This window comes from Stenotrophomonas sp. 01N47, from assembly GCF_056399165.1.
In genome coordinates this window covers 86,917-99,670 of the sequence record NZ_JBFTQU010000006.1, presented here as the reverse complement: position 1 = coordinate 99,670, position 12,754 = coordinate 86,917, and the positions used below count along the sequence as shown (strand labels likewise).

At 66.9% G+C, this 12,754-nt stretch carries 9 protein-coding genes; 3 read left to right on the top strand and 6 right to left on the bottom strand.

Features of this window, described 5'->3' with window-relative positions; all coding sequences use genetic code 11:
- Positions 1-53 precede the first annotated feature (53 nt).
- The 5 genes from AC1DKR_RS13960 to AC1DKR_RS13940 all read right to left on the bottom strand — a co-directional run bounded on the left by AC1DKR_RS13960 (position 54) and on the right by AC1DKR_RS13940 (position 8,418).
- Positions 54-2,579 carry a PepSY domain-containing protein gene (locus AC1DKR_RS13960; protein ID WP_478033279.1) on the bottom strand — a complete coding sequence of 842 codons (2,526 nt, stop codon included), beginning with the start codon at positions 2,577-2,579 and terminating at the stop codon, positions 54-56.
- Between the two features lie 694 nt (positions 2,580-3,273).
- Positions 3,274-3,831, bottom strand: a complete 558-nt coding sequence (locus AC1DKR_RS13955) for a TlpA family protein disulfide reductase (protein ID WP_478033278.1) — start codon at positions 3,829-3,831, stop codon at positions 3,274-3,276.
- The gene (locus AC1DKR_RS13950; protein ID WP_478033277.1) at positions 3,828-6,218 is read right to left on the bottom strand and encodes a protein-disulfide reductase DsbD family protein; all 2,391 of its coding nucleotides are present in this window, start codon (positions 6,216-6,218) and stop codon (positions 3,828-3,830) included. Before AC1DKR_RS13950 ends, AC1DKR_RS13955 begins: the two co-directional genes overlap by 4 nt.
- Entirely contained in the window at positions 6,215-6,553 is a 339-nt protein-coding gene (gene cutA, locus AC1DKR_RS13945; RefSeq protein WP_080149728.1) for a divalent-cation tolerance protein CutA, read from the bottom strand. The genes AC1DKR_RS13950 and cutA overlap by 4 nt, the downstream gene beginning before the upstream one ends.
- A gap of 74 nt (positions 6,554-6,627) precedes the next feature.
- On the bottom strand, positions 6,628-8,418 hold the full coding sequence (locus AC1DKR_RS13940; RefSeq protein ID WP_312109900.1) for an endonuclease: 1,791 nt from the start codon (positions 8,416-8,418) through the stop codon (positions 6,628-6,630).
- 352 nt (positions 8,419-8,770) lie between these two features.
- On the opposite strand from AC1DKR_RS13940, the gene AC1DKR_RS13935 reads away from it, so the two are divergent.
- Both AC1DKR_RS13935 and groL read left to right on the top strand, forming a co-directional pair.
- Positions 8,771-9,058: a co-chaperone GroES gene (locus tag AC1DKR_RS13935; RefSeq protein WP_025878649.1), complete on the top strand. Its 288-nt coding sequence runs from the start codon at positions 8,771-8,773 to the stop codon at positions 9,056-9,058.
- A gap of 84 nt (positions 9,059-9,142) precedes the next feature.
- Positions 9,143-10,792, top strand: a complete 1,650-nt coding sequence (gene groL / locus AC1DKR_RS13930; protein ID WP_025878650.1) for a chaperonin GroEL — start codon at positions 9,143-9,145, stop codon at positions 10,790-10,792.
- Positions 10,793-10,933: 141 nt separating this feature from the next.
- Here the strand turns inward: groL and AC1DKR_RS13925 are convergent, their stop codons facing one another.
- Positions 10,934-11,830 (bottom strand): LysR substrate-binding domain-containing protein, encoded by an 897-nt coding sequence (locus AC1DKR_RS13925; RefSeq protein WP_478033276.1) that lies wholly within the window; start codon positions 11,828-11,830, stop codon positions 10,934-10,936.
- Between the two features lie 278 nt (positions 11,831-12,108).
- Between AC1DKR_RS13925 and AC1DKR_RS13920 the strand changes: the two genes are divergently transcribed.
- The gene (locus tag AC1DKR_RS13920) at positions 12,109-12,744 is read left to right on the top strand and encodes a glutathione S-transferase family protein (RefSeq protein ID WP_478033275.1); all 636 of its coding nucleotides are present in this window, start codon (positions 12,109-12,111) and stop codon (positions 12,742-12,744) included.
- Positions 12,745-12,754: the final 10 nt, after the last annotated feature.

The following is a 12,754-nucleotide window of genomic DNA, read 5'->3' as shown; positions in this document are numbered from 1 at the left end:
GCGCGGAGCGTGCTCCGCCCACCCTCAGCGGCAGGGCGTGGCCCGGGCTCCACTCAATACACGTCGCGCCGATAGCGCCCGTTCTCCAGCAGCAGTTCCACCATCTCATCGCCCAGTGCCTCGCGCAGCACCTGGTCCACGCCTTCGGCCATGCCGTGCAGTGATCCACACACATGGATCACTGCACCTTGTGCCAACCACGCCTGCAGTTCATCCGTCGCAGCGCGCAGTCGATGCTGTACGTAGCTGCCATCGTCCACATCACGCGAATAGGCCTGATCCAAACGCAGCAGATGCCCGTCAGCCTGCCACCGGATGATCTCGTCGGCGAACAGGAAGTCGTGCGCGCGCTGACGCTCGCCGAACAGCAGCCAGTGGCCGTGCTCCCCGTGATGCGCGGCTTCGCGCAGCAGGCTGCGCAGGCCGGCGATGCCTGTGCCGTTGCCGATCAGCACCATCGGCGCACCCGGCTGCCGATGGAAGCCCGGATTGCGATGCACGCGGGCGGCTATCGCACCGTCCAGCGGCGCATGCAGGGCCAGCCAGCCCGAGCCCAGTCCGGCGCGGCCAGCTGCGTCGTGGACCAGCCGCACTACCAGCTCCACTTCGCCATCGGCGGCGCATGAGGCGATGGAGTACTCACGCCCAGGCAGTGACGGCAGGCCCGACAACCAGAGGCCTGCATCCTGCACCTGCAACGCACGGCCGGGTTCGGGCAGCACGCGTTCGCTGGCCAGTTCCAGCAGGGTCTTCGCAACGCCGTCGATCAGCTGTGGCTGCTGGGGATCCAGGCCATGCGCGCGCAGTACCGCGCTGGCATGCATCGCGTCGTGGCGGGGCGCAATGTGCAGGATGTCGCCGGCCTGCCAATCGACATCGGCCGGCGGTGCCAGGCGGATCTTCCAGATCTGGCCGCCGACGCTGCCAGCGTTGAGCAGGGTGCGGTCGATCAGGCGCCAGTCGTGCATCACTGTGGCGGCCGGCAACACGCTGTCGTCGGTGTCGATGCCAGTCAGTCCGGTCAGCTGCAGCTGCCACTGGCGCAGCGCCCCCACCGAAGCAGCATCGACGTCGATGCGGGCGAACAAGGGTTGCGCGCCCGAGCGCGTCAACCAGTCGTCGATCTGGATGCCGAACCCGCAGAACTGCGCGTACTGGTGGTCACCCAGTGCGAGCATGCCGTAGTGCAACCCGGAAAGGTCCGGAAGCTGTGCCAGCAACTGGCGCGCGCCGCGCCGTGCGTTGTCCGGTGGTTCGCCATCACCGAAGGTGCTGAGGACGAACAGCGCTTGCGTGGCGGCCTGCAGCTGCGTGGCAGTCACACGCGCAAGCGGCAGTACTTGCACCGCGTGGCCGGCCGCCTGCAGCTGCGCCGCCGCACGCCAGGCCAACTGTTCGGCCAGGCCGCTCTGGCTGGCATGCACCACCAGCCAGGGCGTGCCCGAAGCATGGGGTGCTGCTGCCGGCACGGTCTGCCGCAGCGCGCGGGCGGCACGCTGGCCGCGGCGGCGGTCCAGGTACAACAGCCAGCCGGTAACGAAGAACAGGCACATGCCCAGGCTGCTGAGCATCACCACGATGCGCCCGGGCATGCCGAAGAAGCTGCCCGAGTGCAGGGCGAACATGCTGGTGGTGAGCTGGCCGCCGGTACCCTGGCGCGCGTAGGGGCGCGCGTCGAGGACCGCGCCGGTGGCCGGGTCGAGCTGCAGCAGGTCATGGGCGCGGTCGTGATGGCCGCCCCGTTGCGCGGGATCTGTCGACATCACCCGTACGTTGAGCGCTTGACCGGGCTTCTCCGGCAGGCGCAGATCGATGAAGCCCAGGCGTACGCCGGGCAGTGCGTACAGCGTGGCCTCAACCTTGTGCAGATCCAGGGGCAGATCCGTGGCGACCTTGTGCTTGGCGGGAGGCGCAACACCCAGTAGCTGGGTCAGCCCGTTGCGATACCAGTCGAACGACCACCACAACCCGGTCAGTGCGCTCATCAGGTAGATCAGCAGCACCCAAGTGCCGATCACCGAATGCAGGCTCCACAGGAAGCCCCGGCCCTTGCGCGCCCATTCCACCGCCAGCCAGCTGCGCCAGTGCCACCAGCGGCGTGGCCAGCGCAGGTACAGCCCGGACAGGGTGAAGAACAACAGTGCGATCGCGCAGCTGCCGGTGATCCACGAGCCGCGTTCACCGGCGACCATGTGGCGGTGCAGGTCCTCGACGAAATCGAAAAACGCCTGCCCGCGCAGCGCGCTGAAGCGCTCGCCGCTGTAGGGGTCGAAATACACCCAGTGGTCCTTGCCGCCGGCAAAGCGGGCCACCGATGGGCGCTGGCCGCTGGCATCCACCCGCAGGCGCTGCAGCGGCCGCTCGCTGCCCGCCTGCAGCAACGGCACCAGTTCGCTCAAGGCAAGCGGTTGCTGGTTGTCGGCATGGTGTTCGGCGATCGCGGCGAAACCGGGATTGGCCGCACGCAGCAGCTCATCCTCGAACGACAGGACTGCGCCGCTCAGGCCCATCACGGCCAGGATGGCACCGGCGCTGATGCCCAGCAGCCAGTGCAGTTGGAACAGGACGTTCTTGAACATCGGGATCGAGGGCCGTCGAGGCTGCCGCCCGCATCCTGCGCAACAGCAAATGAGAATTAATCTCGTAATTCTCCGGGTCGCGGGCCGCTGCGGTCAAGGAGGGTTTGCCGGCAGGGCTGCGCCCTGCACCCGCCGAAGCGGTAGTGCCGGCCGCTGGCCGGCAACCTCAACAGCAACAGCCGAAGCTACAGCAGAAGCTGGTTTCCTGAGGGTAGGCGGGGTGGGGCCGGTTGCGGGGGCCGCTGCAAGTACGTCCATGTAAGCTCGGTCGCCGCATCCATGCGGCTCACGCCCCCGCAACCGGACCCACCCCGCCTTCGACAGATTTCCGCGATCTGTCGGAATGGCATGGCCTGCTCTTGGTGGGTGTCGACCTTGGTCGACACCGGAATGGCGTGGGGTCAGATCCGTTTTCCGGAGGAAAACGGATCTGACCCCAGAGTGATGTCGATATCTGACAGAGATTCATCCACGCACGGCGTGGATCCACCAGATCATGGAAATCTGTCAGAGGTGGGGCGGTGTCGGATTGCGGGGTGTCCGCGGCATGGATGCCGCGGCCAAGCCCCCACGGATGGGTTTACGGCGTCCCCGCAATCCGACACCGCCCCGCCATCCCGCGGAATGCCCGCTGTTGCCGTTGCTTCGGCCGTTGCCGTTGCTTAGGCAGGTGCAGGGCGCAGCCCTGCCGACCTTACTTCGCCCAGCCGTCGATTTCGCCGTGCGCGAACGGTCCGAGCTTGGCCTTCACCATCCGTCCCTGTGCGTCGAACAACACGCTGTAGGGCAGCAGACCCTGCGCGTTGCCCAACTGCACGCTGGCATCGCGTGGGCCGGGGGTATCGAGCACGATGGGATAGTCCACCGGCACCCGCTGCAGGAAATCGCGCACGCTGTCAGGCGTATCCAGCGCCAGGCCCAACACCTGCACGCCGCGTGCGCCCTGGCCCTCGGCAAAGCGGGCCAGCTCGGGCATCTCTTCCACACAGGGGCCGCACCAGCTGGCCCAGACATTGACCAGCAGCGGCCGGCCCTTGAAGCGTTCGCGGATATCCAGCGCGTGGCCTTCGCCATCGGGCAGGACCAGCGCCGGCAGCGGATCACCGGGGCGCAGCACCGGCAGCGCCGGGGGCGATACGGCAGGCGCTGCAGCTTCCGTCGCCGGCTCCGGCGCCAGCCGGTTGCCGGCCCACAGGCCAAGGCCGGCAGCCAGCACTGCTGTCCACAGCAGCGCTGGCCGTTGCCACTTCATCGCGCGGTGCGCAGCAGGGCTTCTTCCACCAGCGCCTGCGTCAGCAGGGTCGGCAGCACCGTCGGCGGGGCGCCGGGGCCGTAGACCACGTACAGCGGCACGCCCACGGCCTTGTGCTCATCCAGGAACGCGGTGATCTGCGGGTCGACATTGGTGTAGTCGCCCCGCATGTACACCGCGTTGGTGCGCTTGAGCAGTTCCTTGAACTCCGGGCGCGACAGTACCGCGCGCTCGTTGGCCTTGCAGCTCACGCACCAGTCGGCGGTCATGTTGACGAACACCACGCGGTTGTCGGCGCGCAGGCGGTCCAGCATCTGCGGCGAGTAATCCACCACGTTCTCGCTGCTCGCCTGCGCGGCACGTGCCGGCGGTGCCAGCTGGGTCACGGCCCACACCGGCACCAGCGCCGCGATCACCAGCAGCACGCCCAGCAGCCCGGCCGCGCGCTGGCTGCGCCAGCGGCTGCGCTCGAACAGCCACAGGCCACCGGTGAGCAGCAGCAGGCCACCCAGCGCCAGCGCCATGCCATCCACGCCGCGCTGCTTGCCCAGCACCCACAGCAGCCACAACGCGGCGGCGTACATCGGGAAGGCCAGCACATGCTTGAGGGTTTCCATCCACTGGCCCGGCTTGGGCAGGCGACGGGCCAGCGCCGGCACGAAGCCGATCAGCAGGAACGGCAGGGCCAGGCCCAGGCCGAGGAACAGGAACACCAGCATCGCCGCCACCGGCGGTGCAACGAAGGCATAGGCCACCGCCGGGCCGAAGAACGGTCCCACGCAGGCACTGCCGACCACGCAGGCCAGCACGCCGGTGAAGAAATCGCCGGCGGGGCCACTGCGTCGCGCCAGCGACTGGCCGAAGTTGCCGATGCCGCCGCCCATGGTGAACACGCCGGACAGGCTCAGGCCCACCGCGAACATGATGTAGGCCAACGCCGCGACCACGCCAGGATGCTGCAGCTGGAAACCGATGCCGACCGCATTGCCCAGCATGCGCAGGCCGACCATCAGCGCGCCGATCACCGCGAAGGCGACCAGCACGCCCAGCGTGTACCACATGGCGTGGCTGCGGGCGCGCTCGGGGCTTTCACCGCTCTGCGCCAGGCTCAGCACTTTCAGCGACAGGATCGGCAGCACGCAGGGCATCAGATTCAGCACCAGGCCACCGCCCAGTGCCAGCAGCAGTACCCACAGCAGCGAGCTGTCGGTTTTCGGTACGCGGCTCGGAGCCTTGGTACGCAGCGCATTGTCCTGCTGCGCGTCTGCGGCGAAGGCATCGCGCGCGCCGTTGCTGGCGTCGGCACCACCCGTGGCGGCCGGCGCGTCGTTGGGCACGGTCGGAAGCAGGCGCAGCGGTGTGCCGTTGGCGCCCTCGCGGGTGCCGGCAGTGGCCGAACCCGGCAGCGAACGAATCACTTCGTCGCGTGCGGCAGGTGCATCACTGGTGGCGTTGGCCTTGCCGGCGGGGATCGACAACTTCACCCGGCGGGTCATCGGCGGGTAGCAGATGCCATCGGTCTGGCAACCCTGGAAGGTCACCACCAGCGTGCTGTCGACCGCCTCGGCGCGGCTGCGGTGCAGCGGCACCGGCACTTCCACCTGGTTGAAATAGACCGCCACGTCACCGAAGTGCTCGTCGCGGTGCGACTGCGCCGCCGGCCAGCGCGGCTTATCGGCCAGTACCCCGGCGCTGCCTTCCAGCTTCAGCGAGGTGCGGTCGCGATACAGGTAATAGCCCGGTGCCGGGCTGAAGCGCAGCAGCAGGGTGTTGCCATCGCTGGCGATGGCATCGAAGCCGAATGCCTGTTCCGATGGCAGCGGCAATGCCTGGCTGTTGCTGGTGCCCGGCAGTCGCAGGCCACCGCCACTGCCGGCGCCGGCCAGCGGGTTGTTGAACGCACTGGCGCCGGTGGCGCGTGCGGTCGGCAGCGTGGCCGCCGCACCGCCTGCACCGGGCAGGGTCACCTGCACCACGCGCTTCTGCGGCGGGTAGCACACACCGGCATCGGCGCAGCCCTGGTAGCGCACTTCCAGGCTGATGGTGCCGGCGGCATCGGAGGGCGCGCCGGGCAGGGTGGCCTGCAGGCGCTCGCGGTAGGTCTCCACCTCACCGAAGAAATCGTCGTGGTGCTTCTTGCCTGCGGGCATCTGCAGCGCAGCGGCGTTGAACGCCGGATCAGCCTTCACCGTGGTGCGGTGGCGATACAGGTAATAGCCGGGGGCGATCTTGAACTGCAGTTGGATCTGGCCACGCTCGGGCGCGCTGGCGGTCAGCGCGAACGCCTGGTCCACCGGCAGCAGATCCTTCTCATCCAGCGCGAAGGCTGGCAATGAAAGCCACAACAGGGCGCACAAGGCGGCGCCACGCGCAAACAGAGTCTTCAATCAGTGTCCTCCCGGGTCTGTGCCCGGATCCAGTCCAGATACGCCGGCAGGCCGGCCCGGGTTTCGACCGCGATGCACTCCGGGAGTTCATACGGATGCAGTTCGACGATCCGGGCGATGGCGTCATCGACGCGGCTTGCGGTGGTTTTCACCAGCAGCTGCAGCTCGGCGTCGGTGGTCACCTCGCCCTGCCAGCGGTAGGTCGACTGTGCGCCGTCCAGGCGGGTCACGCAGGCAGCCAGATGCTCGGCGACCAGCGCATGCGCGATGCGCTCGGCACTGGCCCGGTCCGGGCAGGTGGTCAACAGCAGCAGGACGGGATCGACGGTCGACATGACCGTCGAGTATAGGGCCCCTGTCCGACCGGGTCAGGATCGGACAGGGGAAATACAACTTTCTTCAAACGGTGTCAGTTGGCCAGCTGGCAGGTCGCGGGCTTGGCCGAGGTGAACAGGCCCGGGGTGGCCCACTCGGGGTGGTCGATGAACGGGTTGCGGTTGCCCTGGAAGCTGTAGATCACATCATTGCGGGCACGTTCTGCAGCGCTCGGCGGATCAGCAAGATGCCAGTCGATCAAGGTCGACAGCAGGCCCATGTAGGCCGGCGAGCTGCTGGTCTTGACGATCTTGCTGCGGTCGTCGGTCAGTTCCAGGTCTGGTTCGGACTGGCCGGTGGCCGCATCCTTGCCCCCTTCGTAGCGGATGGCCATGTACATCACCGCGCGTGCCATGTCGCCCTTGCGTGCACCCCACACTTCAAAAGTGCCAGCGTTGCCATCCGGCGTACGTACCCAGTTCGAATTGCCCGGATAGCCGCCGCTGCCGCCGCCCTGGCCGTTGTTGGCCTCGGTGGCACGCTCGCCGCAGTTGGCGTCGCACTTGCCGAACGGCTTGTTGCCGCGGTCGGCGTTCCACTGTGCGTCGGTCAGGTACAGCATGTGGGTGTCGGTATAGGGCGCATACGGCAGGCCCTTGTCGCCGGTGGTGCTGGCAAAGCCCAGCGAGTTCGGCCAGGTGTGCTCGCGGTTGTACTTCAGGCCGCCGCCACTGCCTGCACGGTCGGTCACCTTGGTGTAGCTGCGGTTGCGATAGGCGTCGAGGATCCGGCCACTGTTGTTCGGATCTTCGTCGGCGATCTCCAGGATGGTCCAGGTGCTGGTGCCCGAGCCACTGTACGGATACGCAGTGTGGCCCTTGATGGTGGCGTGCAGCGAGCAGCGCAGCTGGCTGGGGCTGCTGGTGTTGACCTTGGAGTAATAACCCGCCGGGCCGCCGGGATTGCCCGGATCCGGATTGCCGGTGGTGGTGGCCACGGTGAAGGCGATGCGGCTGTCGGTCGCCGGACGGGCACCCTGTGCGTCGGTGATGCGTGCAGCACGGATGTCGAAGCGGCAGGCTTCACCGGCCACCAGCGCGGTGTTGGTCGACAGCTTCACACTCTTGCCGCTGGCCGGCCAGGTCAGCGGCACGCTGCCGGAGGTGCCGCAGGTCAGTGCGAAGGCGCCGCTGGCGAGGTTGACCGTCTCGCTGAACACCACTTCCAGGTCGGCGGCGGCAGGGAAGGTGCTGCTGCCCTGTGCCGGCGTGGTGGTGGATACCGACGGCGGCGTGTTCGGGCCCGGGGTGCCACCGCCACTGAAGGTCTGGTTGTTGTTGCAGCTGCCGAAGGTCTGCCTGGCCGATTCGGCCCAGGTGAAGTGCGCGTACTGGCTGCCGCTGCCGGTCAGCTGCAGCGAGGTGCCCGCAGCGGTGCTGTTGGTTTCGGCAACGGGAATGTTCTGGCTGGTCATGCCGGCGGCGGGGCCGGCGGAGGCGGTGATCGCGCCCTCGTAGCTGAGGAACTGGACCACCTTGCCGCTGGCGTCGACCAGGGCGATGCCGTCGTTGGGACCGTTCTGCAGGCCGTTGGTGGGGTAGGTGACCACGGCCAAGGAGGCGCTGCCGCAGCTGGCCGCGGTTCCGGCCGGTACCGCGTTGTTGGCGTAGACCGTGGCGGCCGACGGATTGCTGCCGTTGTAGAGGTAAAGGCGGTAGCCGGACAGATCCTCGCCGGCGGTAGCGACCACTTCGATGGCTTCGCCGACGTCACCGGCAGCGGTGCTGTCGTCGTAGTGCAGTTCGTTGATGAAGACCTCGGCCTGGGCCGGCGCGGCAGCCAGGGCCAGCAGGCAGGCGGCGGCGAGCGGGGACAGCAATCGCATCGACTACTCCTTGTGATTGGGAATGCCGGGCCACCCTAAAGCCGATCCGGTGACACTTTGCCGTTAATGAACGCCAGATATCTGACAGTGCGACGGCGGTCACCAAATGGCGGCCAATTCCCCCTTGGCTTGCCGCGACGCATCCCTATAAAGGCGTCCGCGCAGGGATGGAGTGCCGCCGGGCCGCCGGGAAAAATTTCGGGGGCGGGCCTTGAAAGGCCTGCGGAGGTCTCCATCTCTGTCGTGCTCCCGACCTGTCGGGCTTTTTCACGCGCGTTGCTGGCAGTCGCCTGGTGCGAGTGCTAACATCGCCGGACTTTTTCAGACCAATCAATAACTTAAGAGGTCCCACATGAGCATCAAGCCGCTGCACGACCGCGTTGTGGTCAAGCCGATCGAAGCCGACGAAGTTTCCGCCGGTGGCATCCTGATCCCGGACTCCGCCAAGGAAAAGTCCACCAAGGGTGAAGTCGTGGCCGTGGGCCCGGGCAAGCCGCTGGACAACGGCAACGTGCGCGCTCCGTCGCTGAAGGTCGGTGACAAGGTCATCTACGGCCAGTACGCCGGCAGCTCGTACAAGAGCGAAGGCGTCGAGTACAAGGTCCTGCGCGAAGACGACGTGCTCGCCGTCATCGGCTGAGTGTCAGCGCGACCTGCTTCAGTTACACCCCATTTCCGCTAAAAGCAGCCGGGCTCCGCTCGGCTCTACACAGAGGTAAACGCAATGGCTGCCAAGGATATTCGTTTCGGTGAAGACGCCCGTTCGCGCATGGTGCGCGGCGTCAACGTTCTCGCCAATGCCGTCAAGGCCACCCTGGGCCCGAAGGGCCGCAACGTCGTGCTCGAGAAGAGCTTCGGCGCCCCGACCATCACCAAGGACGGCGTGTCCGTCGCCAAGGAAATCGAACTGGCTGACAAGTTCGAGAACATGGGCGCGCAGATGGTGAAGGAAGTCGCCTCGCGTACCAACGACGACGCCGGCGACGGCACCACCACCGCCACCGTGCTGGCCCAGGCCCTGATCCGCGAAGGCGCCAAGGCCGTTGCTGCCGGCATGAACCCGATGGACCTCAAGCGCGGTATCGACAAGGCCGTCGTGGCTGCCGTCGCCGAGCTGAAGAACATCTCCAAGCCGACCGCTGACGACAAGGCCATTGCCCAGGTCGGCACGATCTCGGCCAACTCGGACGAGTCGATCGGCCAGATCATCGCCAACGCGATGAAGGAAGTCGGCAAGGAAGGCGTGATCACCGTTGAAGAAGGCTCGGGCCTGGACAACGAGCTGGACGTGGTCAAGGGCATGCAGTTCGACCGCGGCTACCTGTCCCCGTACTTCATCAACAACCAGCAGTCGCAGACCGCTGACCTGGATGACCCGTACATCCTGCTGCACGACAAGAAGATCTCCAACGTCCGTGACCTGCTGCCGGTGCTGGAAGGCGTCGCCAAGGCCGGCAAGCCGCTGCTGATCGTTGCCGAGGAAGTCGAAGGCGAAGCGCTGGCGACCCTGGTGGTCAACACCATCCGCGGCATCGTCAAGGTCGTGGCCGTCAAGGCTCCGGGCTTCGGCGACCGTCGCAAGGCGATGCTGGAAGACATGGCCGTGCTGACTGGCGGCACCGTGATCTCCGAGGAAGTCGGCCTGTCGCTGGAAAAGGCCACCATCAAGGACCTGGGCCGCGCCAAGAAGGTGCAGGTTTCCAAGGAAAACACCACCATCATCGATGGCGTGGGTGACAAGGCTGCGGTCGATTCGCGCGTTGCGCAGATCAAGACCCAGATCGAAGACACCTCCTCGGACTACGACCGCGAGAAGCTGCAGGAGCGCGTGGCCAAGCTGGCCGGTGGCGTGGCAGTGATCAAGGTCGGCGCTTCGACCGAAATCGAAATGAAGGAAAAGAAGGATCGCGTCGACGACGCCCTGCACGCGACCCGTGCGGCCGTTGAAGAAGGCGTGGTTCCGGGCGGCGGCGTTGCCCTGGTCCGTGCGGTCTCCGCACTGGCTGGCCTGAAGGGTGCCAACGAAGACCAGAACCACGGCATCCAGATCGCCCTGCGTGCGATGGAAGCCCCGCTGCGCGAAATCGTTGCCAATGCCGGTGAAGAGCCGTCGGTCATCGTCAACAAGGTCAAGGAAGGCACCGGCAGCTTCGGCTACAACGCCGCCACCGGCGAGTTCGGCGACATGCTGCAGTTCGGCATCCTGGACCCGACCAAGGTGACCCGTTCGGCGCTGCAGAACGCAGCCTCGATCGCTGGCCTGATGATCACCACCGAAGCCATGGTTGCCGACGCTCCGAAGAAGGACGAGCCGGCCATGGGTGGCGCCGGTGGCATGGGCGGCATGGGTGGCATGGGCGGCATGGACTTCTAAGTCCCGCTGCACCGGTAGCTGCCGACCCAGGTCGGCACGCTTCCCTGCTGCAATGAAAAACCCCGCCGGAAGGCGGGGTTTTTTTGTGGCCTGCATCCACGCATGGCGTGGATCTACCGGGCAATGCGGCATCACCCGCCGCTACGTTGCTGGAGCTGTCGGCAGGTTGTCCTGCAGCCACGCCAGGAACGCGGCCACCATCGGGTTGTCGTTGCTGCCTGGTCGGGTCACGGCGTAATAGGCGAAGGACTGCGGCCACGGCTGCTGCAGGACAACCTGCAGGCGACCGTTGGCCACTTCTTCGGCCACGTGGATGTCGCGCACCAGCGCGATGCCCTGGCCGGCTGCCGCTGCGCGTATCAACAACAGATCGTCATCGAAAGCGGGGCCGCGCTGCAGGCGCGCATCCTGCGGCACGCCCAGGGCCTGAAACCACAGCCGCCAGTCATTGCGTTCGCTGTCCTGCAGCAGTGGCAACCGCAGGCAGTGCTCCACGCGGGTGATCGGTGGCACGGTCGCCAGCAGCGCCGGGCTTGCCACCGGCAGCAACGCCGGTGCCAACAGGTGCTCCGCATGCAGCCCCGGATACTGGCCCAGGCCGTGCCGGATCGCGATGTCCACGCCATCACGGCGCAGGTCCACCAGCGCGGGGCTGGCATCCAACTGCACGTCGATTCCTGGATGCCGCGCGCTGAAGTCGGCCAGTCGCGGCGCCAGCCAGTGGGCGGCGAAACTGGGCGCGGCGCTGATCCGCAACGACGACCTGCCTTGCCACGCTTCCAGTGCGTGCAGGCTGCTGGCGATCTGATCGAAGGCCTGGCGCAGTTCCGGGTAGACACGGTTGCCGGCAGTGCTGAGCACCACGCCGTGGCGGGTTCGATCGAACAGGCTGACGCCGAGCCGTTCCTGCAACTGCCGCAGTTGCTGGCTCACCGCGCCGGGTGTCACACCCATCACCTCGGCGGCCGCCGTCAGGCTGCCGTGGCGGCTGGTTTCAACGAAGGCCCGCAGGGCCAGCAAGGGCAGTACCGCACCCATCTTCCATTCTCCCGTGACGATGCTGGCGAGCCGTCGGCGCGTCCACCGGCCAGCGCAGGGCACAGCATATCGGCCGGGTCGATGGCTGTCGCGCCGGTGCGCGCGATGTTGAGCTGGGCTCAACTGCAACCGCAGCAGACATCGTTTCCCGCCTGCATGCCAGGTTCCTAGACTGGTTGCACGGTCGCTGCAGCGCCTTTTTTCCACATCGCTTCGCCCTGCCCATGTTGTGGGAGGGCAGCGCGTGTGCACCTGATTTCCACTTCCAGGATGCCTCCGTGACCGAACCTTCGCTGCACCTGCATACCGACAGCTCACCCAACGGCTACAAGGCCACCATCGCGCTGGAGGAACTGGGCCTGCCGTATCGCCTGCACCACGTGCGCATCGAGCAGGGTGAACATCGCCATCCTGATTTCCTGCGGCTCAATCCGCACGGTCGCATTCCGGTCCTCGAAGACCGCGCCAGAGGCATCGTGCTGTTTGAATCCGCAGCGATCCTGCTGTACCTGGCCGAGCAGGGCGGCGCATTGTTGCCACAGGCGCCAGCCGCGCGCTGGGACGCCATCACCTGGCTGATGTTCCATGCCTCCAGCGTCGGTCCCATCTTCGGCCAGCGCGTGCATTTCGAACACTTCGCGCAGGAGCGCTACCTGCCGGCGATCGAGCGCTACCGGCACCTTTCCGAAGACATCTTCGCGATCCTCGATGCACGCTTGGCCGAGCGTCCCTGGCTGGCCGGCGATGACTACTCGATCGCCGACATCGCGCACTTCGGTTGGCTGCATGTGCTCAGGGTGATCGACATCGACTTCTCGCGCCATCGCCATCTTTCGGCGTGGTACCAGCGCGTAGCCGCGCGGCCCGCCGTACAGCGCGGCGTGCTGCTGCCTGAGCCCGCGACCGGGCCCTGAGGAGATCCCC